General features: G+C 38.8%; 20 protein-coding genes. 6 read left to right on the top strand and 14 right to left on the bottom strand.

Going from position 1 to position 25,738, the window contains the following annotated elements:
- Positions 1-39: 39 nt before the first annotated feature.
- The 7 genes from ACPDHL_RS07140 to ACPDHL_RS07110 form a co-directional block, all read right to left on the bottom strand.
- Positions 40-3,153 (bottom strand): efflux RND transporter permease subunit, encoded by a 3,114-nt coding sequence (locus tag ACPDHL_RS07140; protein WP_430532090.1) that lies wholly within the window; start codon positions 3,151-3,153, stop codon positions 40-42.
- A gap of 22 nt (positions 3,154-3,175) precedes the next feature.
- The gene (locus ACPDHL_RS07135) at positions 3,176-4,291 is read right to left on the bottom strand and encodes an efflux RND transporter periplasmic adaptor subunit (protein WP_430532089.1); all 1,116 of its coding nucleotides are present in this window, start codon (positions 4,289-4,291) and stop codon (positions 3,176-3,178) included.
- 201 nt (positions 4,292-4,492) lie between these two features.
- Complete coding sequence (gene mgtE, locus ACPDHL_RS07130) at positions 4,493-5,890, bottom strand: magnesium transporter (protein ID WP_430532088.1); 1,398 nt, start codon at positions 5,888-5,890, stop codon at positions 4,493-4,495.
- Positions 5,891-5,909: 19 nt separating this feature from the next.
- A complete protein-coding gene (locus tag ACPDHL_RS07125; RefSeq protein ID WP_430532087.1) occupies positions 5,910-6,605 on the bottom strand; it encodes an MgtC/SapB family protein in 696 nt (231 codons plus the stop codon).
- Positions 6,606-6,827: 222 nt separating this feature from the next.
- Positions 6,828-8,186, bottom strand: coding sequence for an ATP-binding protein (locus ACPDHL_RS07120; RefSeq protein ID WP_430532086.1), 1,359 nt, complete (start codon positions 8,184-8,186; stop codon positions 6,828-6,830).
- Complete coding sequence (locus tag ACPDHL_RS07115; protein ID WP_430532085.1) at positions 8,176-8,877, bottom strand: response regulator transcription factor; 702 nt, start codon at positions 8,875-8,877, stop codon at positions 8,176-8,178. Before ACPDHL_RS07115 ends, ACPDHL_RS07120 begins: the two co-directional genes overlap by 11 nt.
- 98 nt (positions 8,878-8,975) lie before the next feature.
- On the bottom strand, positions 8,976-9,299 hold the full coding sequence (locus ACPDHL_RS07110) for a single-stranded DNA-binding protein (RefSeq protein WP_182625831.1): 324 nt from the start codon (positions 9,297-9,299) through the stop codon (positions 8,976-8,978).
- Positions 9,300-9,439: 140 nt separating this feature from the next.
- Here ACPDHL_RS07110 and ACPDHL_RS07105 point away from each other — a divergent pair, with 140 nt between their 5' ends.
- The 3 genes from ACPDHL_RS07105 (at position 9,440) to ACPDHL_RS07095 (ending at position 12,772) form a co-directional block, all read left to right on the top strand.
- Positions 9,440-10,975 carry a GNAT family N-acetyltransferase gene (locus ACPDHL_RS07105; protein ID WP_182625832.1) on the top strand — a complete coding sequence of 512 codons (1,536 nt, stop codon included), beginning with the start codon at positions 9,440-9,442 and terminating at the stop codon, positions 10,973-10,975.
- 332 nt (positions 10,976-11,307) lie between these two features.
- Positions 11,308-12,177, top strand: a complete 870-nt coding sequence (locus ACPDHL_RS07100; protein WP_430532084.1) for a methylated-DNA--[protein]-cysteine S-methyltransferase — start codon at positions 11,308-11,310, stop codon at positions 12,175-12,177.
- Positions 12,164-12,772, top strand: coding sequence for an alpha-ketoglutarate-dependent dioxygenase AlkB family protein (locus tag ACPDHL_RS07095; protein WP_430532083.1), 609 nt, complete (start codon positions 12,164-12,166; stop codon positions 12,770-12,772). The genes ACPDHL_RS07100 and ACPDHL_RS07095 overlap by 14 nt, the downstream gene beginning before the upstream one ends.
- A 109-nt stretch (positions 12,773-12,881) precedes the next feature.
- Here ACPDHL_RS07095 and ACPDHL_RS07090 read toward each other — a convergent pair whose 3' ends face one another.
- Positions 12,882-14,300 carry an MBL fold metallo-hydrolase gene (locus tag ACPDHL_RS07090; protein ID WP_430532082.1) on the bottom strand — a complete coding sequence of 473 codons (1,419 nt, stop codon included), beginning with the start codon at positions 14,298-14,300 and terminating at the stop codon, positions 12,882-12,884.
- 162 nt (positions 14,301-14,462) lie between these two features.
- Between ACPDHL_RS07090 and acnA the strand changes: the two genes are divergently transcribed.
- Positions 14,463-17,195 (top strand): aconitate hydratase AcnA, encoded by a 2,733-nt coding sequence (gene acnA, locus ACPDHL_RS07085; protein WP_430532081.1) that lies wholly within the window; start codon positions 14,463-14,465, stop codon positions 17,193-17,195.
- Between the two features lie 40 nt (positions 17,196-17,235).
- On the opposite strand, the gene ACPDHL_RS07080 is transcribed toward acnA, so the two are convergent.
- From ACPDHL_RS07080 to ACPDHL_RS07055, 6 genes are all read right to left on the bottom strand, one after another.
- The gene (locus ACPDHL_RS07080; RefSeq protein WP_430532080.1) at positions 17,236-17,895 is read right to left on the bottom strand and encodes a response regulator; all 660 of its coding nucleotides are present in this window, start codon (positions 17,893-17,895) and stop codon (positions 17,236-17,238) included.
- A 290-nt stretch (positions 17,896-18,185) separates the two neighbouring features.
- On the bottom strand, positions 18,186-19,175 hold the full coding sequence (locus ACPDHL_RS07075; RefSeq protein WP_182625838.1) for an aspartate-semialdehyde dehydrogenase: 990 nt from the start codon (positions 19,173-19,175) through the stop codon (positions 18,186-18,188).
- A gap of 38 nt (positions 19,176-19,213) precedes the next feature.
- Positions 19,214-20,914: a single-stranded-DNA-specific exonuclease RecJ gene (gene recJ, locus ACPDHL_RS07070; protein ID WP_182625839.1), complete on the bottom strand. Its 1,701-nt coding sequence runs from the start codon at positions 20,912-20,914 to the stop codon at positions 19,214-19,216.
- Positions 20,914-21,339: an OsmC family protein gene (locus tag ACPDHL_RS07065; RefSeq protein WP_182625840.1), complete on the bottom strand. Its 426-nt coding sequence runs from the start codon at positions 21,337-21,339 to the stop codon at positions 20,914-20,916. The genes recJ and ACPDHL_RS07065 overlap by 1 nt, the downstream gene beginning before the upstream one ends.
- Before the next feature lie 270 nt (positions 21,340-21,609).
- Positions 21,610-22,281, bottom strand: a complete 672-nt coding sequence (rsmI, locus tag ACPDHL_RS07060; RefSeq protein ID WP_182625841.1) for a 16S rRNA (cytidine(1402)-2'-O)-methyltransferase — start codon at positions 22,279-22,281, stop codon at positions 21,610-21,612.
- 5 nt (positions 22,282-22,286) lie between these two features.
- Positions 22,287-23,639 carry a hypothetical protein gene (locus ACPDHL_RS07055; RefSeq protein WP_430532079.1) on the bottom strand — a complete coding sequence of 451 codons (1,353 nt, stop codon included), beginning with the start codon at positions 23,637-23,639 and terminating at the stop codon, positions 22,287-22,289.
- Between the two features lie 100 nt (positions 23,640-23,739).
- Here ACPDHL_RS07055 and ACPDHL_RS07050 point away from each other — a divergent pair, with 100 nt between their 5' ends.
- Positions 23,740-24,351: a thymidine kinase gene (locus tag ACPDHL_RS07050; protein WP_182625843.1), complete on the top strand. Its 612-nt coding sequence runs from the start codon at positions 23,740-23,742 to the stop codon at positions 24,349-24,351.
- A 20-nt stretch (positions 24,352-24,371) separates the two neighbouring features.
- A complete protein-coding gene (locus ACPDHL_RS07045) occupies positions 24,372-25,607 on the top strand; it encodes an MFS transporter (RefSeq protein WP_430532078.1) in 1,236 nt (411 codons plus the stop codon).
- The last annotated feature ends 131 nt before the right edge of the window (positions 25,608-25,738 follow it).

Here is a 25,738-nt window from a genome sequence, read left to right as displayed (position 1 = left end):
CTTATACTGATATATTTTTTAAACATATTCATCTCCATGTTAGTTTTCTTCTGTTTCTTCTACTTTGACAAAGTCACTGTCTTTCCCCCATTTGCGCTCTACGAGATAGTATAAAGCAGGCAATACGAAAAGCGTTAAAATCGTGGCGAACAATAGACCATAAACGATCACTGTCGCTAGAGGACGTTGCACATCTGAACCGATTCCCGTTGCCATAGAGGCTGGAAACAAGCCCAAAATAGCTACTGTTGCCGTCATTAATACGGGTCTGAATCGCTGTTCTGCTCCAAGCAACACGGCTTCTAGCAACGCATGTCCTCGTTTTCGCAAATCATTGATATGGGAAATCATAATCACTCCATTTTGAATGGCTACACCAAATAGTGCAATAAATCCAACCGCAGAGGATACATTCAAAGACATCCCTCTGATATTCAAGGCTAACATTCCACCAAAAAGGGCCAGAGGCACAACAACCATCAACAACCCTGCCTGTCTAAATTGCCCAAAAGCACCATAGAGTAAGACAAACATCAAACACAAGGTCAACGGCACGATGATCGCTAAACGATTGTATGCACGGTGCTGGTTTTCAAACTGTCCTCCCCACTCAATGTGGAACTTGTTGTGATCATAGGTGATGTTCTCCTCAATTTTTTGCTGCGCTTCTTTCAATAAAGACCCTAAATCGCGATTACGCACATTCAATTTTACAGTCAAATGACGTCTGTTCATCTCACGTGTAATCGTACTTTCACCTGTACTTGTCTTGACATCGGCCACTTGAGATAGCGGTATTTTTGCTCCTGTACTTGACGTCAACATCAAATTGGCAATCTTTTCTGGAGTATTTCTACTTTCTTCTGTATAACGTGCACTGATATCGTATACCTTATTTCCAATAAAGATTTGCGAAATGGCCTTTCCTCCGATCGCTACTTCAATGAGCTCAGCTACATCAGCAACATTCAATCCGTATTGTGCTATTTTATCTCGATTTGCATGGATTTGCAATTGCGGTAAAGGTGGTTCTTGGTCAATGGCTAAATCTACTGCTCCATCTACTGTTTTCAACGTACCTAACACCTCATTGGCGATGCGTCTAGTTTCGTGAAAATCCTCTCCATATACTTTGACTACTAGCTCACTGTGCGCCCCTGAAATTTTATCCATTACTCCATCGATCATCGGTTGAGCAAAACCAACCGTAAATCCAGGTAAAGACTCATATTCTGCTGCTAACTCTTCGATTAAATCGTTTTTCGTTTTGCCTCTTGGCCATTCTTTATACGGTTTAATTCCGATTGAACACTCGAAATGAGAAGGAGTAAAAGGATCCGTTCCATCGTCATTTCTCCCTGCTTGAACCATAACGTAAGTTACTTCCTCATATTTCATGGTACGCGCTCTCAACGTATCACTCATTTCTTTGGATTTCTCCAACGAAATTCCCGGTGGCAACGTTACTTGTAACCAAATGGATCCTTCATCCAGAGGCGGTAAGAAATCTTTTCCAACCTTAGCAGTCAATCCAATGGTAATTGCCAATACAACTAAAATAGGTAAGAAGACTTGTTTTGGCTTTTTCATAATCTTCTCAATGCGATTATGATACAAGGTTGTTAGTTTTTCCAACCATTTGTTGTGGTATATTTTTCGCGGCTTTTTATACACAGCATAGGCTAATCCTGGGATTAAGAACAAGGCAACCAAAAGCGCTCCGAGTAAAGCAAATCCAACGGTAAAAGCCATTGGGGTAAACAGTTTCTTCTCAACGCGCTCAAAAGCAAATAGCGGTAAATAGGCTGTGATAATAATAATCGTAGCGAAGAATACTGGTTTTGCCACTTCTTTGGTTCGTTGGGCAATGGATTTTTCCTTGAGTTCCTCCTCCGGATTGTCTTCCCGTTTCTTGAGGATGGATTCCATCATTACAATGGCTCCATCGACAATAATACCAAAATCAATGGCTCCTAATGATAATAAGTTGGCAGGAATATCTGTAAAATGCATCAAAATAAAGGCAAATAACAGGGATACAGGAATGGTAATTGCTACCAATAACGCCCCTCTCCAACTACCTAAGAAAACAATCAATACGATGATAACTAAACTAATCCCTTCAATTAAAGTCGTCGATACGGTATGTAACGTCGTGTCTACTAATTCTGTACGGTCTAGGAAGGTATGAATCTTCACCCCTTCTGGCAATAGTTCATTATTTAATTCATCGACATATTGGTGAATTTTTTCTAGTACAATAGAAGGATTCTCTCCTTTTAACAAGAGTACAATTCCCTCAATACTGTCAGAGTAATTGCGCTCTTTATCCGAATAGCCTAAAATACCTTTGCGCTCTACATTTCCATATTTTAATCGACCTAAATCTTTTAAGAAAATAGGAATTCCATTTTCGGCTTTTACGACGATTTTCCCTAAATCTTCTAAATCTTTTACCAATCCAATTCCACGTACTACATAGCCCAAATCTCCACGGGTAAGTACACTTCCTCCTGAATTAACGTTGTTTTCTTCAATGGTTTCTGTAACATCACTTAGTGAAAGGTCGTATTGTTCTAATTTATGTGGATCTAATTCAATTTGAAATTGTGTGGTGATTCCTCCAAAATTGGTTACCTCAGCTACACCTGAAACTTGATTCAGTTTAGGAATAATAATAAAGTTCTGAATATCCGTTAGCTCGCGTAAACTATAGCCATCTCCTTCGATAATATAGCGGTATACTTCTCCGATTGGCGAGGTTAACGGGTCTAATTCGGGAATGGCATCATAGGGCAATTCCACGCCATTGAGTCGTTCTTGGATACGTTGACGGGCAAAGTAATCGTCTACTCCATCTTCAAAAACGATGGTAATCATCGAGAGTCCGAAGGTACTATTACTACGCATCACGTGCATACCTGGCATTCCGTTTAGCGCACGCTCAATCGGAATGGTAATTTGCAATTCAATTTCTTCTGCTGCTAAACCTGGTACTTGTGTAACTACTTGAGAGGTTGTATCTGCAATATCTGGATAGGCTTCAATAGAAAGTTGTTTCCATGAATAATACCCAAAAATACACAGTAAGCCAAACAAAGCAGCAACAAGCCATCTTTTGTGTATAGCTGTATCTATTATTGATTTTTTCATTTTTTGCTGTTTTATTGGATTACTACAGTTGTGGTAAATAAATACCTCCTTCACTCACTACTTTATCTCCTTTTTCTAAACCAGATAAGATAACAGTTTGATTGCCAGAAACCCCTCCAATGACAACATTTTTACGGGTGTATTCATTTGGCGCTACCTCCACAAAGACAAAAGAATCGTCTTCTCCTTGTAAAACAGCACGTGAAGGCACTAGGATTACTTTTTCAGGTTGGTCGATAAAACGCACATTCACATACATACCTGGTTTTAAAATGCGGTTGTTATTGTCTGCCTCGATTAAAACATCTATACTTCTCGTTTCTTCATCTACAATTTCATTTACATGATAGATCGTTCCCACAATCGGTTGATCAGGATAGGCTGCCAATTCAATTTGCACTTTATTCAATTTGGTTAAGTGTTGGATATCTTTTTCTTTCACTTTTCCCACAATCCATATTTTGTTTAATGCTGCAATTTTTACTACGGGATCTGCATCGTCATTGATGTATTGCCCTAGTACAATATTGTTTTCTAAAATCTCCCCTTCAATGGGTGAGCGAACAATAAGCGGTTGTCCTAAAGCCAAAGATCCCGGTTGTACATTGTATATCTTGATGGCTGCTGTTGCATTGTCAAATGCCGCTTTAGCTATCGAATTTTCAGTTTCTGCTTCCTCATACTCTTGGCGAACTCCAACGCCATTTTCCAACAAATCCGCTTGTCTTTTTAGGTTTAAAGACGCTTGTTTATATTCTTGTTTAGAATCAAAGTAATCTTTTTGTGCTTCGAAATAATCAGGAGAAGATACCTCAAACAAAGGTTGATTTACACCTACTTTTTGCCCCAATTTGATAAATGATTTGACAATTCTTCCGGAGAAGGGAGAAGCGATTTCCGCATAATGGTTTGGTATGGCTTTTACTAAACCCGCAGTTACTAGATCAAACGTGAAGTCTTCTTCTGCGACTTCCGCGACTTTAATTCTGCTTTTCAGATTTGAATTTTCTGTTAAGGAAATCACTTGATTATTCACTTGGTATTGTGCAACATCACTGGTTTGTTCCTTCTTTTCAGAGCAAAAACTCAATAAGATACTCAAGCTCAAAACTCCTGCTATTTGTACTTTTTTTGCCATTATGATTGTTTTAAATTTTTACGTTCTAATATTCTCTTAATTTACGAAATTTTACCCCATATTTTTAAATATAAAAATAAAACATTACGTTTATTTAACAATTAAAATAATTATCCCTTATCCATAGGGGGTTAAATCACAGCGGAAACGCCATTTTTTCATTTTGTTTATTTTTATAGCGTTTGAAACGCCTTTGTTTTACTAATGCAAATCGAAAATATAAGCAGCTAATCCAAAGTAGAGTAATAAGCCAATAATATTGACGATCGTTCGAATTGCGGGGCTTGCTACAACTGCAGGATCAGCTCCCATTTTTTTAACGAGTAAGGGTAAAGCAGCTCCAATGACAGTAGAAAAAACAACTTGTAAAAACAAGGCTACTGCGATTACACCACCAATTGCCCACAGCGTAAATGTTGCTGGAGTTTCCGTTTCCCAACTAAGAAAAACGACTTTGCCAAAAGCGAGTAAACCTAAACACAGGGCCAATAAAAGCGCAATTCTCATTTCTTTCCACAACACACTCATCCACGACTTGACCGTTATTTGCCCCAAAGCCAAAGCACGTACGACAACCGTTGCGGATTGACTACCTGCATTGCCTCCTGAATCTGCCACCATTGGCATATACAAGGCGAGAATAACCATTTGAGCAAGGGCTCCTTCAAAATTGTGAATGATTAAACCCGAAACTAACCCTACAATGGCTAAGGTTACCAGCCAAAACACGCGTTTTTTAAAGTGTCCTACAATAGAAGTTTCTGCATAATCTGCATCTTCACTGCTTCCCATCACCCCCATAAACTTTTGCATATCTTCCGTGTGTTCCGCCTGAATAATATCCAGTGCATCATCATGGGTAACAATACCGACCACTTGTTTTTTTCGATTGAGAATGGGCAGTGCCACCAATTCGTACTTGTCAATCTTGGCCGCCACTACTTCGCTATCTTCATCGACATAACCAAAAACAAAATCGCGGTGTAATTCTTCTTCAACCAATTGATGAGGTTCGGCAATAATTAAATCTTTCAAGGTGATAAATCCCAATAGCGTTTGATCTTCATTCACCACATAGATATAGTAAATTGTCTTTTTAGATGGTGCATCTTGTCTTACTTTGTGAATGGCTTCAAAACAGGTCATATCTTTCGATACAGTAGCAAAATCGGTACTCATGATTCCCCCTGCAGTATCTTCAGGATAGGAACTCAAAGCCAATACATTTTCTCGGACTTGTTTAGTCAAAAAAGGCAACAGATCAATTTGTTCTTGTTGAGTTAAAATCTGGAATAAATCAGCGCGATCTTCTGAGGGCATTTGCTCAAATAATCGAGCAAAGCGCTTCATACTCAACTGCTGAAAAATGGAAAGTTGTTTTACCAAAGGAAAGGCTGCAAATATTTCAGCTTGATGTTCCAATGGAAATTCCCTCAAAATGACAAATAATTCTTTGGTATCCATCAAAGACAACGCCTCACTCACATCGATAATAGGCATCTTCTTTAATACAGGAAGCATTTTAATCATTTGATCTAAACCTTGAAAATCTGCTGCTATTTTATGCAAATTACTGCGCTCATACTTCATTGTTCTCATGACATTCCACTTTTAAAGATTAATAGGTAATTAATTCCCAAGAAACTTCTGACACGCCAAATTCCAAAGAAACTTTTTGTGTAATCTGTTCTAAAATATCGTCTTTACGTCCGATGCAGTACACCTCAAACTTGAGGTATGAAAAAGCGGGATTTCCATTATCCGAACTTTTTAACGAACGCATTTGCAATTCTTTTTGCGCTTTGAGATGTTTGAGCACCATAACACGTATATCATTTTCTACTTGTTCTTTACATCCTACAATGATCTCATAAAACACTTCTGCTGAATCACTTTCTGTCTCGAAAGACATTTTATTCATCAAACTACCTATTGGGCGCAACAGCAAGTGAGCAGAAACAATTAATACCGTCATTACAAGGGCCTCTTTCCACAACCCTACTCCACACATAGAGCCAACTGAAGCTGAGCACCAAATAGTCGCTGCGGTATTCAACCCACGGATGCTAAATCCATCCTTCATAATCACTCCCGCTCCTAGGAAACCAATTCCACTTACAACATAAGAAGCTACACGTCCTACTGCAGTTCCGCCTATTTGGTAAGACATCAATACAAATCCAGCTGCTCCAATACACACCAAGGTATTGGTTCTCAATCCTGCACTTTTTTGTCTTACTTGACGCTCAGCGCCAATTAATGCTCCTAAAATAAAAGCAAGTAATAATCTTGAAATAAATACTGTAATTGCCATAACTTCATTTTTTTCTCCTACATTCTGAATACTTCTTCGTTATAAACAATTAGCAGGAGGATTAACATTCTTTAGTTAAAAAGGATTCTGTGTCCATCATTTATTTTTTTTGATGGGACAAAAGTAGAAGTTACAAGCACTGGAGGCTATTAGAAAGCCTTTAGAAAAAAATTAGAATTCTATTAGAAAAAGAAAGCGCTTGCAAAATTGCAAGCGCTTTTATTATAATCGAATGGTAAACGTCGTTCCTTCTCCTACTTTAGATACGACCTGTAGTCTACCTTTATGCAGGTTGATAATCTTATTGGTCAATGGAAGTCCAATGCCATTCCCTTCCTTGTAAGTTTGATTTTTTCCGCGATAGAAAGGGATAAAAATAGAATCCAAATCTTCTTCTGCAATTCCAATTCCCTTGTCGATCACCTCAATAACCAATCGATAATCACGGTAAGAAATTTGAATTGTACAGGCTTTATTTTCCGAAAATTTACAAGCATTTTCCAAGAGATTGACTAAAGCTACCTCCAATAAATACGGATTGGCATTGACAATCATCATCTCCTCATTGGTTACGGATTCATCAACTACGAAATTGAATTTATACGAGGCATCCATTTTTTGCAATTTCTGACAGGCATCAATAATCACCTCATCTACGCGAATAGATTTAAATACAATTTCCGTTGGATCATAACTCGCTTTGGCAAAATCCAATAAGCTATTAGATAAACGCACAATTTTTTGGGAATCGTTGAGTGCATTTTCAAGGGTTTGAATATAGTAAGCTTGGTCTTGTTCTTTACTTAGGGCCAATTCCAATTCTGCAATAATAGCCGCCAAAGGCGTTCTCAACTCATGGGATATATTGGAAACAAATTGTTTTTGCGAATCGAATGAGTTTTCTAGACGATTGAGCATTTCATTAAAGGTATCCGCTAAAGCTCCAAGTTCATCTTTATTTTTTTCTGTACTAATGCGCAAATCTAAATTAGTAGCCGTAATTTTATTTACCTCATTGTTCATTTTGGTAATGGGTAACAGCACTTTATCAGCAAAAAACAGTCCTACAAAATAGATGACTAGCAGCGAAATCACCACTAATACGACAATGGTTACAAAGAGATTTTGCAGCTTAGTATAACCATATTCATCGTAAGCTGTTGCTGTGATCACATAGTCTTGATCAGCAAAGGTATAGGTAACCCCAATCACTTGCCAATCTTCTTGTGTATAGTGTAAACTACCCTCGGCAATAATGGACTGAATCATTTCTTTTGTTTCCTTTACTCGGTCAATTTCTACTGCATCGTGATACAGCAAATTAAATCCATAATCGTAAACCGCTACTTCTACTTCGTTGATAATTTCGCTATTGTTGAGGTAAATTTTGTGTAAGGTTGTCGGTTTAACTTGAGCCTCCAAAAACAACTTAGCCTTAGTAATGGCTTCTTTTTCTAATTCTTCATAAAATTCAACTTCTCTGCTTTTGGAAGAGGACCAATAGATCACACTGGCAAACACCAATAAAATAGAGGCAACCAGCAAGGTAAACAGCAGGGTAAGTCTCGTTTTAATTCTCATTATTCTTCAATATGAAGCCCATTCCTGATTTGGTATGGATCAGCTTGTTATGAACATCTAACTCTATTTTCTTTCTCAAATAATTGATATACACATCAATAAAATTCGTTCCTGTGTCGAAATGCGTATCCCAAACCTTTTCAGAAATCTCTGCCCGTGATAAGACGCGTTCTGGATTTTCCATCATATACTGTATCAGATTAAATTCTTTCGGAGTAAGGTGTATCTCTTGTCCTGCGCGTTTGAACTTCTTCTGATTCAAATCAATTTCTAAATCGGCATATTTTAAAGTAGCGCTATTGGTTTCTTTTGCATGTTCAAAGCGTTTGAGTAGTGCTCGAATACGAACATAGAGTTCTCTTAATTCAAAGGGTTTAACTAAATAATCATCTGCGCCTGCATCAAATCCTTCCACTTTATCATCTGTCGTTCCCAAAGCGGTCAGCATAATAATAGGGGTATTAGGCAAGGTTTGTTTGAGTTCTTTACACAAATCAATCCCATTAATTTTGGGCAGAATAACATCCGTAACAATTAACTGGTACTTTTTCTGTAGGGCTAATTTCTTTCCCATATACCCATCATAGGCAACATCTACCGTAAAGTTTTGATCTTGTAAGCTCCGTTGAAGCAATTCAGCAACGCGAATATCGTCTTCTATTACTAATATTTGACTCAAAAGATTATCCATTTTAATTAATCTTGAGCAAGATAAGTCTTTTTGGAAAAACAGAGGTTATTTATCCTGTAAAACAACCTCTACTTCCCTTTTCACCCTACCTTAGTTTACTAAAAAAGCAGTTCAGAAACGACAATTTCCGTAATGTATCGCTTCTTATTTTCTTTATCCTCATAGGAGCGATTGACTAATTTTCCTTCAATCGCGACCTCTTTACCTTTAACCACATACTTCTCGGCAATATTGGCCAATTTTCCCCATACCACAACATTGTGCCATTGCACATGTTCGACTTTCTCCCCTTTATCGTTGAAATAAAATTCATTAATTGCAATAGAGAATGTAGCTCTTTTTTTTTCTGATCCAAAAACAATAATTTCTGCATCTTGTCCTGCTCGTCCGATTAATTGAACGCGATTTCGTAATGAACTCATAATATACCTGCCTTTTAAATTAAAAATAAACTAGTGATATTTTTAGCAAAAAATGCACCAAATACGAAGATCAACCGGCTTTTACCTTCTAAAATATTTACTTATTAGAAGTTTTATTTGTAATTTGCAATAAAAAATTCATGGATACTACAATTAACAAGATTGAACTTCGCAATCTTCAATTGGATGACTATTTAGAGCTTAAAAATTCAATGCTAGAGTCCTATACGGGAATGGAAGATCCGTATTGGGATAAAAGTGAAATAGAAAACTTACTGAGTATTTTCCCTGAAGGACAATTAGTCGTTTTAGTTGACGACATTGTCGTAGGATCTGCACTTTCTATTATCATCGATGAAAAGAAAGCAATGTCCACGCATAATTATGATCAGATTACGGGTCACTCTTCCTTTAGTACGCACAATCCAGAAGGAAACGTCTTATACGGAATTGACGTTTTTATTCACCCAAAATACAGAGGTTTGCGGTTAGGTCGCCGTTTATACGATGCACGTAAAGAATTGTGTGAACAACTCAATCTAAAATCCATTGTATTTGCGGGGAGAATCCCCAAATACGCTAAATATGCCAGCGAACTTACGCCAAAGCAATACTTAGAAAAAGTAAGAGCCAAAGAGATTAACGACCCTGTGATGTCTTTTCAAATGTCGAATGACTTCCACATGGTTCGCCTAATGCGCAACTATTTAGATGGAGATAAAGAATCCAAAGATTATGCTGTTTTACTGGAGTGGAACAATATCTACTATGAAAAAGATGTGCAGTTGATCAACACCAAAAAAAGTGTAGTACGCTTGGGGTTAATTCAATGGCAGATGCGTCCGTTCAACGATCTGGAAGAATTCTTTGATCAAGCGGAATTCTTCATCAATGCCGTGTCCGACTATGAAAGTGACTTCGCCATGTTTCCTGAGCTATTTACCGCTCCTTTAATGGCCGCGTACAACCACTTATCAGAGGCTGACTCTATTCGTGAACTCGCTCGTTATACTACACCAATCCGCAAGCGATTCCAAGAATTTGCAATCTCTTACAACATCAATATTATTTCGGGTAGTATGCCCTATCTGATTGATGGGACGCTATACAATGTTGGGTTTCTATGTAAACGAGACGGTACATACGAAATGTATTCTAAAATACACATTACACCTAATGAAGTACATTACTGGGGGATGCAGGGAGGATCAGCCATTCGAACGTTTGATACCGACTGTGGAAAAATTGGAATTATTGTATGCTATGATGTGGAATTCCCAGAATTACCTCGTTTATTAGCCGAAGAAGGCATGGAAATTCTATTTGTTCCTTTTTTAACGGATACGCAAAATGGATATACACGTGTGCGTAACTGTGCCGCTGCCCGTGCCATTGAAAACGAATGTTATGTCGCTATTGCCGGATGTGTTGGAAACTTACCAAAAGTAAACAACATGGATATTCAGTTTGCTCAAGCGGCAGTATTCACTCCTTCAGACTTCGCCTTCCCAACCAATGGGGTAAAAGCAGAAGCGACTCCCAATACTGAAATGACCTTAATCGTCGATGTGAATTTAGACCTACTAAAAGAACTACACGAACATGGTAGCGTTCGTATCATGAAAGACCGACGCCTAGATTTATACGATTTACAAAAAAGAAACCATTCCAAATAAAAGAAAAAAGCTTGAACTCCCATTCAAGCTTTTTTTTATCCCTTCAATTGCCCTAATTATTAGCACGTTTCGGATTTTAGAATTGATTTAATATAGAGATATTTGTGAGACAGTTGACAGACTAGGTGTGTAACAAATCGAGCAAATAGCAACGAACAAAAAAACTGCTTTTCGGCTTTCGGCTTTTGGTTCATTACATCTAGTTGAAAAAGAAGATTCTCTTATGATGAAAAAATATCACAAAGAACAAACAACAAAGGGCAAACAACAAATCGAAGATTCATTGAACATCAAAATAAAATATAAACTAAGTGAGATAAAGAACAAATAAAATGAAAAACCAATCTTCCTTAAATTATACCCGTATTGCTCAGGCTATTGAGTACATTCAGACCCATTTTAAACAACAACCTCGTTTAGAAGAAGTCGCTAGAGCTTTACATTTAAGTCCTGCGCATTTTCAGCGGTTATTTACGGAATGGGCGGGTACTAGTCCGAAGAAATTTCTTCAATTTACTAGTATCACTCATGCCAAATGGCTTTTAAAAGAAAAACAGGTGTCGCTTTTTGATGCTACCTTTGAGACGGGCTTATCCAGTACCAGTCGGCTACACGATTTGTTTATTACCTTAGAAGGGATGACACCTGCTGAGTATCAAAATGGCGGTGAGCAACTCACCATCAATTACAGCTTCACACCAAGTATTTTTGGCTCTCTATTCATTGCTTCTACATCCAAAGGGATTTGCCATCTTGTATTTACTGAAAACGAAGACGAGGCACTACAAAATTTACGAGCCAAGTTTCCAAAGGCAAAATTCCAAGCGGCAATGGACCTACAACAGACCCAGGCCTTACAAATCTTTCAGCGCGACACCCCAGATTTAAATCAAATCAAATTACACCTAAAAGGCACGGAATTTCAGCTCAAAGTTTGGCAGAGTTTGCTCACCATTCCGATGGGTGCTTTAACTACCTATGGCGCCATTGCCACACAGATTGAAAACCCTAAAGCTTCACGAGCAGTTGGAACCGCCATTGGCAGCAATCCTGTTGCTTTTTTAATTCCCTGTCATCGCGTGATACAATCCTCAGGAGTGCTCGGCAACTATATGTGGGGAGCCACGCGTAAAAAAGCCATAATAGGATGGGAAGGCGCACAAGTGTACAACGAAATAGAACTAGAAAATGGACTTATTTAATACACTGGATCCTACACAATACAATTTCCTCCCATATGATGGGACGGTGAATTGTTATGGCTATCTGCTACACACTGAAGAAGCTGCTTTTTACTTTGACCATTTACTAGGCCACATCGAATGGAAAAATGACGAAGCGGTGATATTTGGCAAACGCGTAATTACCAAACGCAAAGTGGCTTGGTATGGATCCAAGCCTTTCCAATACACCTACTCCAATGTAACCAAACTCGCTTTACCTTGGACGCCAGAATTGCTTGCCTTAAAAGACCGCATTGAAAAAACAACGGGCGAAACCTATAATTCCTGCCTGTTAAATCTATATCATGATGGCAGTGAAGGGATGGCTTGGCACAGTGATGGTGAAAAAGATTTGAAGAAAAATGGCGCAATTGCTTCCTTGAGTTTAGGAGCTACGCGAAAATTCATGTTTAAGCACAAAACTACACAAGAAAAAGTAACTTTTATACTAGAAAGTGGACACTTATTGGTCATGAAAGACGAAACACAAACGTTTTGGGTTCATCGTTTACCCCCGACAAAAGTCGTTCATCATCCACGTATCAACCTGACATTTAGAACCATAGAGAAATAAAAAACAGCCCCCAACCTAGAGAGCTGTTTTAAACTAAAAACATAATAACTAACTCAATTATTCTCGCAAGTAAGAATAATCAAACCAATAAACAACTATAGGGTTATTGTTACAACATCGAAGTTGGACAAACAAAAGCTGTTTTATCCAAACTAGTACGAGGCGCTAGGGCTTGAAATCCACCAACGACATCTACTACTTTTAAAAAGCCATTGGCGCGTAATATTGAAGCGGCAATCATACTGCGATACCCCCCTGCACAAAACACCACATGGGTTTTTTCTTTATCTAATGTGCGTAATTTTTCTTCTAATATATTGAGTGAAATAAAGGTGGAATCCACTAAATGTTCCGATCGGTATTCATTTTCCTTCCGCACGTCTAACAGAGTTGCATGTTCACTTTCGATATAAGCATCAAATTGATGCGCTTCTAAACGCGGAATCGTATGCAAGGGGCGATTTGCTTTTTTCCACGTTTCCACTCCACCTGCTAAAAAGCCAACGGTATGGTCGTAGCCTACACGAGATAAGCGAATCATACTTTCTTCTTCCTTACCTACTTCGGTAATCAAAAGAATGGGCTGTTGAATATCTTTAATCAACTCACCTACCCAAACGGCAAAGGGTCCACTTAAACCAATATTAATACTCTTTGGAATAAAACCTGTTGCAAAATCTTGAGGAGTGCGTGTATCAAGTACCAATACCTCTCCTGTATCCAACATTTTATCAAACATGGCTAAGGTTAACGGTTTATACGCGCGATCCAAAACCTCATCTAACTGCTCATATCCCCCTATGTTTAGCAAGACATTTTTTGGAAAATATTGAGGAGGGGTAGCCAGCCCAGTAAGCAACTCCTCGACAAATTCATCTTCCGTCATATCAGCACGTAGTGCATAATTGGTCTTCTTCTGATTTCCCAATGTATCTGTTGTTTCCTTGCTCATATTTTTACCACATGCACTTCCAGCTCCGTGATTTGGGTACACGATTAAATGATCGGGTAGTGGCATGATTTTGTGGCGTAGTGACTGATATAAATGCCTTGCTAATTTTTCTTGTGTTAATTCTGATTTGACAAGCTGCACCAAATCAGGACGTCCAACGTCGCCAATAAACAAGGTATCCCCAGTAATAATGGCTTGTGGTTCTCCTGCTTCGTCAAAGATCAAATAGGTGCAACTCTCCATAGTATGTCCTGGTGTATGCAATACTTGAACCTTAACACCTCCTACGTAAAAGATTTGATTGTCCGTGGCGATAATAGCCTCATAACTCGGTGACGCAGTAGGCCCAAATACAATCTTGGCACCTGTTTTTTGCATTAAGTCCAAATGACCACTGACAAAGTCTGCGTGAAAATGAGTTTCAAAAACATAGTTAATCACAGCACCGTCTTTTGTTGCTCGATCCAAATAAGGTTGTACATCGCGCAAAGGATCAAATATCGCTGCTTCTCCATTACTTGACAGATAATATGCGGCATGTGCAATACACCCGGTATAAATTTGTTCAATTTTCATAATCAATCTTTTAAGTCAAGTAAAAGTAGCTCTTCTATACCGAGATAAAAATGACAATTATCATACAGATCTGCACTCTTTTATATTTATTTTAAGAATTCAAGCAGACATCTGCCCGATGCAATCCATTATTTTTTTGTAAATTGGGAAAAACTAACAATTATGAGAAATTACAAAATAGCCTCGCTTAAAAAACTACAAGACGAGGGCAAAAACATGCATCGTTTGCCTTTCTCAATTCGCATTCTCTTAGAAAACGTACTGAGAAATCACGACGGATTTGCCATTACAGATGAGCACATCGATACGTTAGTCAATTGGCAACCTCAACCCACAGATAAGGATATTCCATTTAAACCTGCACGTGTATTAATGCAGGATTTTACGGGTGTTCCTGGAGTAGTAGATCTTGCATCCTTACGTGCTGAATATGTTCGACAAGGAAAAAATGGAGAAAAAATTACACCCGCTATTCCCGTTGATTTAGTGATTGACCACTCGGTGCAAGTAGACTATTTTGGAACGGACTATTCTTATAAAGAAAATGTAACCAAAGAGTATGAGCGCAATGCCGAACGTTATGAGTTGCTCAAATGGGCTCAACAAGAATTAAAAGGATTTACTGTAGTGCCACCAGGCATGGGAATTTGTCACCAAGTAAACTTAGAGTACCTCGCTCAAGGGGTCATTAATCGAGACGGTTGGTTATTTCCAGATACTTTAGTAGGGACAGATTCTCATACCCCTATGGTCAATGGAATTGGTGTAATTGCTTGGGGAGTTGGAGGAATTGAGGCAGAAGCAGCCATGCTGGGTCAACCGATTTACTTTACTTGTCCCGAAGTTGTTGGACTCAAACTAACGGGAAAAATTCCCGAAGGTGCTACCGCTACCGATATGGTGCTCTCTATTACCAAAGTATTGCGCAAGCAAGGTGTTGTCGGAAAATTTGTTGAGGTGTATGGTGATGCTTTAGACCACTTATCCGTTACGGATCGCGCAACAATCTCCAACATGTCTCCAGAGTTTGGGTGTACTGTAACTTACTTCCCTATTGATGATCAAACGCTACATTATATGCGTCAAACCAATAGAGATGAAGACCACGTGAAATTAGTTGAAGAATACTGCAAAGAAAATCTTCTTTGGCGAACAGGTAAAGAAGACATTACCTATTCTGCTGTGGTAGAATTGGATTTAAATACACTAGAGCCAACAGTTTCAGGACCTAAACGTCCACAAGATAAAATCTTGGTGCGCGATTTAGATAAAACCTTCTCGTCCTTATTAGAAGAAGAATACAACCGCGCTTATGTTGCGGTGAAAGACCGCCGTGAATCGGCTTGGTTATCTGAAGGTGGATCAGGGACTGAATTCATCTACAAACAAGCCGAAAATTCTACTAGTCAACCCACTGAAGTGGTGAAAGAAGCTATGCGAGCAGTTCGCATCAAACAAAAAAACAAAGAATACGTCGTAAGTGATGGTAGTATCGTACTAGCCGCCATTACGAGTTGTACCAATACCTCTAATCCTGAAGTAATGATTGGCGCAGGATTAGTTGCTCGAAAAGCCATACAACGTGGATTGCGCACCAAATCATGGGTTAAAACAAGTTTAGCTCCTGGTTCAAAAGTAGTAACCCATTACCTCGATCGCTCTGGTTTATCAGAAGATTTAGAAGCTTTGCGTTTCCATACCGTTGGATACGGGTGTACCTCATGTATTGGAAATAGTGGTCCTCTACCAGCACCTATTGCAGAAGCGGTAAACCAAGGAGATTTAGTTGTTGCTTCTGTTCTTTCGGGAAATAGAAACTTTGAAGCTCGTGTACATCCACAAGTTAAAATGAATTTCTTAATGTCACCTATGCTTGTAGTTGCCTATGCTTTAGTAGGACGTGTAGACATTAACCTGATGACAGATCCACTGGATTACGATCCAAATGGAGAACCAGTATATTTACGCGACATATGGCCTACACATGAAGAAATTAGAGCCGTTATCAACGACTCTTTAAAACGCGAAGACTTCAAAGAAGTATACGATCAAATTTTTGAAGGAGAAGAAAACTGGAAGAATCTACAAGCCCCAAAAGGAGCAAGTTTCGAATGGAATCCAGCCTCTACTTACATCCGTCATGCACCCTTTTTTGACCATTTACCGAAAGATCCAAAACCGCTAACAGATATTCATGCAGCAAGAGTTTTACTTTATTTGGGTGACTCTGTAACAACAGATCATATTTCTCCAGCAGGTTCCTTTAACGAAGAATCAGCCGCTGGAAAATATTTGTTATCGCAAGGGGTAAAACCAGAAGATTTTAACTCCTATGGATCCAGACGTGGAAATCACGAAGTGATGATGCGTGGTACCTTTGCCAATGTGCGCATTAAAAATAAAATTGCACAACGCGAAGGAGGTTATAGTACCTACTTCCCTACAAATGAATCCTTAACGGTATACGATACCGCTATGAAGTACCAAGAGACTGAAACGCCTCTGATTGTTATTGCTGGAAAAGAATATGGAAGTGGCTCGTCTCGTGATTGGGCGGCTAAAGGAGCTTACCTATTAGGTATAAAGGCTGTAATTGCAGAAAGTTTTGAACGCATCCACCGCAGTAACTTAATTGGAATGGGGATTGCACCTTTGCAGTTCTTACCCGAGCAGTCAGCAGAACGTTTAGGCCTTACGGGTACAGAGACCTTTACTATTACAGGATTAGCTGAAAACCTAAAACCACATAAAATTGTAGAGATCACAGCGACGAATGAAGCCAATCAAACGATTAAGTTCCAAGCCTTGGCGCGATTTGATTCACTCATCGAAATTGAATACTATAAAAATGATGGAATTCTCCAATATGTTTTAAGAGACTTCTTGAAAAACTAAAATAGAAAGAGGGTGTCCCAAAAGGTCACCCTCTTTTATATTAAACAAATCCTAGTCTTATTGCATCTTGCACTAAATTTGCCGAATCCAAGGAGCCAAACGCCGTTTTCATTTTGGCAATTCGCTTTTTGATGGTTGGCGTGGATAAAGGAATATATTTTTCCAAATCAACCAATTTATGTCCTTTAGCCAATAGAATCAATATCGCCCGATTGTAATCGTCATACATCACTTCTTTATTTAACATCTTTTCTAAGCACTGCTTAACCAATGGACTTTGGTAAGTGCCTCCACCTAACACCGTAGTCACAATATCAATCAATACTTGTGGTGTAATTTCATTTTTTCCAATAACACTTGTGGGTCTGATATTCTTTACAATTTCATAAATTGTTAAGATTTCTGTATGTCCTGTTATGGTAATTGTCCTACAACTAGGCATTTCTTTTTTAATGTAGCGAATAATATCTCCACCATCTTCCCAAGAAGAAAGTTCTCCTTTTGGCAATGAGAAATCCACAAGTGCCAAGTCATACGGCTTTTCTTCCACTATTGCTTGGTCTATTTTTTGTTTGGCTTCTGAGCAATCAAAGGCTCCCTCAAACCTATACGATTGGGCTATTGCTTCATGACCTGACAAAGCCATTCGATATCCCTCTACAATTAAGGGATGATCGTCTACTAACAAAATTCTCTTCATAAAACAATCCTTAATATCTCTAGTCTAGCCTTTTTTCAACCTTAGGGAATCCCCCCTTAATCCATTCCCCAACAGATTATAGGTTTAAATCGACATTCAATCAACACGTTACGCAATGAACCTGTTACTTGCTAATGTAATAAAAAACAGTATTTGTTTTTGTGCCCTCCTGTATATTTATACATTTTTATACTAAAAGGATACAAGAGAAAGCTCATTCCTGTTTCAAAAGAATAAAAAAAGGTCAATTCCCTAGGGAATTGACCTTTTCTATCTTGTGAATTGGTTCGTTATACCAGTTGATTAGCAACTAAATATTCGGCAATTTGAATGGTATTTGTAGCGGCTCCTTTTCGCAAGTTATCTGCTACAATCCACATATTTAATGTATTGGGTTGCGTTTCGTCTCGGCGAATTCGCCCAACAAAAACGTCGTCTTTTCCTTGTGCATAAATAGGCATTGGATACGTATTGGTATCAATATTATCCTGTACAACAAGGCCAGGAGTTTCATGCAACAATCGACGTACATCTTCGACAGCAAAATCGCGTTCAAAAGAGACATTTACGGTTTCACTGTGTCCACCCACAACAGGAATACGCACTGCAGTAGCTGTTACTAATACCGTATCATCTTCTAATATTTTTTTGGTTTCATTGACCAATTTCATTTCTTCTTTCGTATATCCATTGGCTTCAAAAACATCGCAATGAGGCAATGCATTTTTGTGGATAGGGTAAGGATATGCCATATCACCTTTTTCACCAGCGTATTCATTCTCCAATTGTTTCACCGCTTTAACCCCTGTTCCTGTAATGGATTGATAGGTAGAAACTACGACGCGTTTTACCTTGTATTTCTTATTTAATGGTGCCAATGCCATCACCAATTGGATGGTTGAACAGTTGGGATTGGCAATAATTTTATCTTCTTTGGTTAAACTTGATGCATTGATTTCCGGAACGATTAATTTTTTGGTTGGATCCATTCGCCAAGCCGATGAATTATCAATCACGGTAGTTCCTACTGCTGCAAATTTAGGGGCCCATTCCATAGCGATTGTTCCACCTGCAGAAAAAAGGGCTATAGCAGGTTTCATCTTTACAGCATCGGCCATTGATTGTACTACAAACTTCTTCCCTTTAAATTCGATCTCACTTCCGACAGAGCGTTCGGAAGCAACAGGTATTAATTCTGTTACTGGAAAATTGCGTTCTGCTAATACTTTTAGCATAATCTCTCCTACCATGCCGGTAGCGCCTACTACTGCTACTTTCATTTTAAATCAATAAAATTATATTTAGTTAAATTTTTGCTTCAAACAAGTTGCATGTCTTTGATTTGCAACTGATTGTTAATTTCACCTTTCCATTCGTTTTCTTCAATCGAATAGACTAAATCAAAGAATGAACGATTTTGTATATCATCTAAGAACTTACCAAAGGAAAATCCGATGGCACTAAAGCCTTTATCGAGATGCCCGCGTTGTCTCACATACATTTTCAGGTGCTCCTGATTGGCTCCTAATCCACGTGCATATCCAGTATCATAGACGTTTTTAGTCAAGAAAACTGGACTCATATTTTCCGGTCCAAAGGGTTCGAATTGTCTTAATATCCGACAGAACTTGGGCGTTATCTCAGCGAAATTAAGAATTGCATCTATTTCTACTTCTGGTATTAAATCTCGCTCCAATATGGTGCTAGATACCACCTCTTCGAACTTGGCTTTAAACTTGTGGTAATTTTCTTTCTTACACGTCATCCCTGCGGCGTACATATGTCCTCCAAACTGAATTAATTCATCCGAACACGCTTCTAAAGCCGCATAGAGATCAAAATTTTTAACCGATCGAGCAGAAGCTGCTAGCACATCTCCACTAGCCGTAAATACAACGGTTGGTCGATAATAGGTTTCAATCAGACGGGAAGCCACAATGCCGATTACTCCTTTGTGCCACGACTGATGAAAAACAACCGTCGACTTATTGTTAATTTCTCTATTTTCAATAATCTGATCTTTGGCTTCTTCTGTAATGTTTTGGTCTAATACTTTGCGTTCTTCATTAAAGGCAATAATCATTTCTGCTGTTTCTTCGGCTTCTCGCATCGAAAATCGAGTTAACAAGTCAACGGCGTAATTGCCGTGTTGTATTCGTCCTGCAGCATTAATTTTCGGTGCAACTTTAAAAACAATATCACTAACCGTATAATTACTTTGCTTATATACATTAAGCAGTGCTTTTATTCCTGGGCGCGGGTTGCTATTAATCACCTCTAAACCAAAATAGGCCAAGATTCTATTTTCACCTGTAATAGGTACAATATCTGCTCCAATAGCCGTTACGACCAGATCGAGATAAGGGCGTAGATCTTCAATAGTCTGATTTCGATTAGCAGCTAACGCTTGTACTAATTTAAATCCTACCCCACAACCACACAATTCATCATAAGGGTAGGTGCAATCTCTGCGTTTGGGATCGAGTACGGCTACTGCATCTGGAATTTGATCACCGGGTAAATGATGATCACAGATCACAAAATCAACTCCTTTCTGCTTGGCATATTCGACGTGTTCAATGGATTTAATCCCACAATCAAGTGCAATAATTAGCTTAATATCATTATCTGCTGCATAATCAATCCCCTGATACGATACGCCATACCCTTCTTTATAGCGATCTGGAATATAGCGATCTACCTGAGAATAATACGTTTGGATATACGAATAGACTAACGCTACCGCTGTAGTGCCATCCACATCATAATCGCCAAAAACCATTATATTTTCTTTGTTCTCAATGGCTTGTTCAATTCGTTGAACTGCTTTGTCCATATCCTTCATCAGATAGGGGTCATGCAATTCCTCTAAAGCAGGGCGAAAGAAACTTTTCGCTTGCTCATAGGTTGTAATTCCACGATCAACCAAAAGCTTGGCTAAGATGGGATCAATACCCAATACGCGAACTAAATGGTCAACACTCTCTTGGTCTTTTGTCTCTTTTAAGGTCCACCGCATTATTGTTGTTTATGGTAATGAATAGTGGTTTCTACTTTCGCAAATTGCGTAAACATATGCATTACTCCACAATATTTTTCGACCGATAAATCAACGGCTTTTTTTAGTTTGGCTTCATCGAGATTATCGCCATAAAAATGGTAATCTACACGCACAGTATGGTATACAGCAGGATCTTCATCCGTTAGTAGTCCTTCGGTTTCAATTTTAAAATCAGCAACATCTAATCTCATTTTTTTGATTAAAGAAGCAACGTCTAATCCTGAGCATCCTGCCAAAGCAGATAGCATCAAGGCTTTAGGACGAAACCCTTTATTGTCTCCTCCATTTTCTGGTCCTGCATCTATTCGCATGGTTTCTCCACTTGGATTCGTCGATTCAAATTGCATATTCTCTAACCAAGTAGTGGTAACTTTATGTGACATAATCTAGTATCATTTTTATCAAATGTATCAAAAAATTTCAAGGATTAACCCTTTTAAAACGTTAATAATTAACCGTCCTTCGGCGTCAATTTCTCTGTTCTCTCCTTGTAAATCAGAATAAAAAACGGCAAATAAATTTGGTTTTAGTATAGCTTGACGTAATTAGTCCTCTTTGGCAAAAAAAACACGGGAGTACTCTTGTCATTCAGCTGAAGAAGTTGTAAAAAACAAAAGGAGTCATACCCTTTGTGTACAACTCCTTTTGTTTTTTTATTTTTTACCTGATACCACTACGACGATTTCGCCTTTGGGTGGTTTTTCTTCGAAGTGTTTGAGGACCTCTAAAACGGAACCTCTAACGGTTTCTTCGTGTAATTTCGACAGCTCACGAGAAACGGAGATGATGCGATCTTCACCAAAATAGGTTTGAAACTCCCCTAGTGTTTTCACTAATTTATGAGGAGAAACGTAGATGATCATGGTTCTCGTTTCTTCTGCCAACTGCAAATAACGCGTTTGGCGACCTTTTTTATCTGGTAAGAATCCTTCAAATACAAATTTATCATTGGGCAATCCACTGTTAACCAAGGCAGGTACAAAAGCCGTTGCTCCAGGTAAACACTCTACTTCAATTTGATTTTCGACACATGCTCTTGTCAATAAAAAGCCTGGATCTGATATTGCTGGAGTACCTGCATCTGAAATTAATGCAAAGGTCTCTCCCGTTTGCATGCGCTTGACTAAACCTTCTACCGTTTTGTGCTCGTTGTGCATGTGATGGCTCATCATCGGCGTATTCACTTCGAAATGCTTTAACAGCTTGCCGCTATTTCGCGTATCCTCCGCTAAAATATAATCTACTTCTTTCAACACTTTAATTGCGCGAAAGGTCATGTCTTCTAAGTTGCCAATCGGCGTTGGTACAACGTATAATTTCCCCATAATTTTTATTCGAAACGCTTTTCAATTAGCGTCATAAAACGCTCTGCATATTCTTCTTTTCCTTCCCAATTGTTGTACTCTGGTTTGACCAAGTGCTCCACAAAACTTCTTGCTTCATCGTACGTACTCACTGTATTTAATTGAGACAATACGCGATTAAAATCTTCTGAACTATTAGCAAACAAGTGTTTTTCAAATGCAATGCGATCATTTAATCCTACCATAATCGTACCACGGTAAATATCATTGATCGATTTTTTGACAATTCGAGGTTCTCGTACCGAAACTTGATCTAAGTTAAACAACATATTTTGTTGGTTATCCCCTTTTGTTTCTTCCTTCACCTCTTCTTCTTCCTTTGCTTCTTCCTCTTGTATTTGTTGCGCAAAGAAACTCGCAGTTGGTTGATTTTCTGCTTCCGTTGAAGCTGCTGCATCTGCAACTACGCGTTCAAACATGCTGTCATCCACTACGATGGTGTCTTCTTTTGCGATGTCTTCTACTCGGATGAACTCAATTTCTCCAAAATCAAAGCCTTCAAAAGGATTATCCTCGCGTTGATTCGCTGTTAGCGGTGCAAATACCACTTCTTCCTCCTCTTGCTTCTCAGTTTCTTCTTCCTCCTCTTCGAAAATCGCAGAATTTGCTCTTTCAGCTACAGCCTGATCTGCTAATTCTTCTTCTATTTCCAACACATCTTCTTCGGTCCAATCGTCTTCCTCTTCATTTCCCTCTTCATTTCCCTCTTCATTTTCTTCCTCCTCTGTCCAATTATCCTCTTCTTCTGTACTTTCTTCCTTCGCTGTAATCTCTTCGATTTCGGCAATAGGAATGCCCAATTCTTCCTCTTCCTCCTCGATAGCGTCCGTTTCAGCTGCTACCATTATTTCCTCTTCAATCCTTGATTCAGGACCTTCTATTTCTGCTTCTTCCTCTTCCAGTTGTGCTTCTATTACTTCCTCTTCTTCAACTTTTTCCTCCGCTGTATCGAAAGGCAAAGCTTCAAAGTCCACAACAACCTCTTTTTCTGCTTCTACGACAATGGGATAGTCTTCCGCCAATAAATCGGTAGGGATTTGCGATCTTTCTTCCTCCTCTTGTCGATTTGTTTCGATTTGTGTTGGTGTTTCTACTTCACTTGTCTGAGCAAGTGCTACGGCACTTAACTTCTCTACTAACTGATCTTCAGTGATGTCTTTTACAAGTCCTAACGCTAGGTTATCTTGATAAAATTTTAAAATTTGAAGCTTTTCATACAGTTCTTTGGCTTCAACATATAACTTATCTACATCTGTATCTTTCATCTGCAATACGCGATGAACGATGCTCAACAACTCTCCCTCTAAGACTTTCTTCATAACTTTTAATTTCATTAGTAAATTATACAAGCTTTTTTTGATAAATTTGTCCTTCACAAAGTAACAAAAAAACTACTGGTTTCAGGCCGAAAATTACAAAATGTTTCTAGAAATTCCCGTTAATCACAAAGAACAGTTTGGATGGATCGAAGTAATCTGTGGATCAATGTTTTCTGGAAAAACAGAAGAACTGATTCGCCGATTAAAAAGAGCCCAATTTGCCAAGCAAAAAGTCGAAATTTTTAAACCTGCTGTTGATACGCGTTATCACGATGAATACGTCGTTTCACACGATGCGAATGAGATTCGATCAACGCCTGTTCCCACGGCAGATAGCATTCGATTATTGGCGAGTGGTTGTGATGTCGTTGGCATTGATGAGGCGCAATTTTTTGATGCTGAGATTGTCAATGTGTGTAATGATTTAGCCAATTCGGGTATTCGCGTTATTGTTGCTGGTCTAGACATGGACTTCAAAGGAAATCCATTTGGTCCGATGCCTGCCTTAATGGCTACTGCCGAATACGTCACGAAAGTACACGCGGTGTGTACCCGTACAGGAAATCTGGCACATTACAGCTACCGAAAGGCCGAAAATGAGGCTATTGTTATGCTTGGTGAAACTGATGAATATGAACCGTTAAGCCGAGCGGCTTACTACAACGCAATGCGAGAAGCTGAAAAGCTCAAAAAAGAAAAACCCAAACCCTGATTATATAGATTAAACGCTTTATGAGAAAAATATACCAAATTTATCTGGACTCTTACCGAGGATTATCCTCAGCCTCTTGGATGCTAGCCATCGTTATGTTAATCAATAGAGCCGGATCGATGGTATTTCCTTTCCTAGGTGTTTATATGTCAAAGGAGCTCCATTTTGAAGACGAACAAACGGGCTATGTTTTAGCGTGTTATGGACTTGGTTCGATGATTGGCTCCATGTTAGGAGGCTGGCTAACAGACAAAATCGGAAACTACAAATTACAGTATTTAAGTTTATTGGGAAGTATTCCCATGTTTATCTTACTCCCCCACTTTACTTCGGTGATTAGCTTGGCAGTGATGATTTTCTGTCAGAGTACCATCAGCGAGATGTTTCGTCCTGCGAACTCTGTGGCAATCACCAAATACGCGCGACCTGAGAATATTACCCGTGCTTTTTCTTTAAACCGAATGGCAGTTAACTTGGGGTTCTCTGTTGGTCCTGCTATGGGAGGTATGTTAGCGGCCATTTCGTATGCTTTATTGTTTTACATCAATGCAGGGGCAGCTTTCTTTGCAGCCGTTGTTTTTATCTATTTCTTTAAAGGGCGCAAAGAAAATCCTAAACCGACCCCCATCGCTGAAGAGGAGGAAGAGATCGCTTTGGGCATGTCGACAACTCAACGTCAATCTCCATATAAGGATCGTTTATTCTTATTCTACAGCTTGTTCTGTACGTTGTATTCGATCGCCTTTTTACAGCTATTCAGTACCCTACCCATCTTTTACGAAAAAGTTGGTGGACTCACGGAACTAGAGATTGGAATTGTGTTGGGGTATAGTGGTTTGCTAATTTTCCTAACTGAAATGTTGTTGGTTCACATGGCTGAACGCCATTTAACAACGCAAAAAACCATTTTCTATGGGGCACTAATTGCACCATTGGCTTTTGGTATTTTCCTACTGGATCATAGCATCCTCTCTATTTTCTTGTCTATTACTTTTTTGAGTATATCAGAAATGCTGATCTTTCCTTATACCTCAACGGTAACCGCTATGCGCGCGGATGATAATAGCAAGGGCTCTTATATGGGCGTTAATGGTTTAACTTTTGCCATAGGTTTTATTATCTCTCCGATTTTAGGTACCAAACTAGTTACCTACTTTGGTTATGACATCTTGTGGATTGTCATGGGATCCCTCTTTTTAATTGCAGCCTTTGGTTTGAATTACACCGTTGGGAAGATGGTTAAACCGAAAGCTTAGTCGAGACGTTTTTTTTATTTTTTTTATTTTCCGCCAACAGTAACTGTTAGTCCTTGATTACAAATAGGATAAGTAAATGAAAACAAAAAACAAATGTTAAAATTTAAAACTCTATATAAAATCGGGCTTTA

The sequence above is a fragment of the Myroides sp. C15-4 genome (assembly GCF_050522745.1).
Taxonomy (GTDB): domain Bacteria; phylum Bacteroidota; class Bacteroidia; order Flavobacteriales; family Flavobacteriaceae; genus Flavobacterium.
The sequence above is the reverse complement of the archived record's forward strand: the minus strand, read 5'-3'. Positions and strand labels throughout refer to the sequence as shown.

Coding starts and splice junctions, on each gene's coding strand:
- ACPDHL_RS07050 (WP_182625843.1), top strand. CDS start 23,740: ATGTTTCTAGAAATTCCCGTTAATCACAAAGAACAGTTTGGATGGATC.
- ACPDHL_RS07095 (WP_430532083.1), top strand. CDS start 12,164: ATGGACTTATTTAATACACTGGATCCTACACAATACAATTTCCTCCCA.
- ACPDHL_RS07075 (WP_182625838.1), bottom strand. CDS start 19,175: ATGAAAGTAGCAGTAGTAGGCGCTACCGGCATGGTAGGAGAGATTATG.
- ACPDHL_RS07115 (WP_430532085.1), bottom strand. CDS start 8,877: ATGGATAATCTTTTGAGTCAAATATTAGTAATAGAAGACGATATTCGC.
- ACPDHL_RS07045 (WP_430532078.1), top strand. CDS start 24,372: ATGAGAAAAATATACCAAATTTATCTGGACTCTTACCGAGGATTATCC.
- ACPDHL_RS07120 (WP_430532086.1), bottom strand. CDS start 8,186: ATGAGAATTAAAACGAGACTTACCCTGCTGTTTACCTTGCTGGTTGCC.
- ACPDHL_RS07055 (WP_430532079.1), bottom strand. CDS start 23,639: ATGAAGAAAGTCTTAGAGGGAGAGTTGTTGAGCATCGTTCATCGCGTA.
- ACPDHL_RS07135 (WP_430532089.1), bottom strand. CDS start 4,291: ATGGCAAAAAAAGTACAAATAGCAGGAGTTTTGAGCTTGAGTATCTTA.
- recJ (WP_182625839.1), bottom strand. CDS start 20,914: ATGCGGTGGACCTTAAAAGAGACAAAAGACCAAGAGAGTGTTGACCAT.
- ACPDHL_RS07140 (WP_430532090.1), bottom strand. CDS start 3,153: ATGAAAAAATCAATAATAGATACAGCTATACACAAAAGATGGCTTGTT.
- mgtE (WP_430532088.1), bottom strand. CDS start 5,890: ATGAGAACAATGAAGTATGAGCGCAGTAATTTGCATAAAATAGCAGCA.
- ACPDHL_RS07080 (WP_430532080.1), bottom strand. CDS start 17,895: ATGAAGAGAATTTTGTTAGTAGACGATCATCCCTTAATTGTAGAGGGA.
- acnA (WP_430532081.1), top strand. CDS start 14,463: ATGAGAAATTACAAAATAGCCTCGCTTAAAAAACTACAAGACGAGGGC.
- ACPDHL_RS07110 (WP_182625831.1), bottom strand. CDS start 9,299: ATGAGTTCATTACGAAATCGCGTTCAATTAATCGGACGAGCAGGACAA.
- ACPDHL_RS07105 (WP_182625832.1), top strand. CDS start 9,440: ATGGATACTACAATTAACAAGATTGAACTTCGCAATCTTCAATTGGAT.
- ACPDHL_RS07125 (WP_430532087.1), bottom strand. CDS start 6,605: ATGGCAATTACAGTATTTATTTCAAGATTATTACTTGCTTTTATTTTA.
- rsmI (WP_182625841.1), bottom strand. CDS start 22,281: ATGGGGAAATTATACGTTGTACCAACGCCGATTGGCAACTTAGAAGAC.
- ACPDHL_RS07065 (WP_182625840.1), bottom strand. CDS start 21,339: ATGTCACATAAAGTTACCACTACTTGGTTAGAGAATATGCAATTTGAA.
- ACPDHL_RS07090 (WP_430532082.1), bottom strand. CDS start 14,300: ATGAAAATTGAACAAATTTATACCGGGTGTATTGCACATGCCGCATAT.
- ACPDHL_RS07100 (WP_430532084.1), top strand. CDS start 11,308: ATGAAAAACCAATCTTCCTTAAATTATACCCGTATTGCTCAGGCTATT.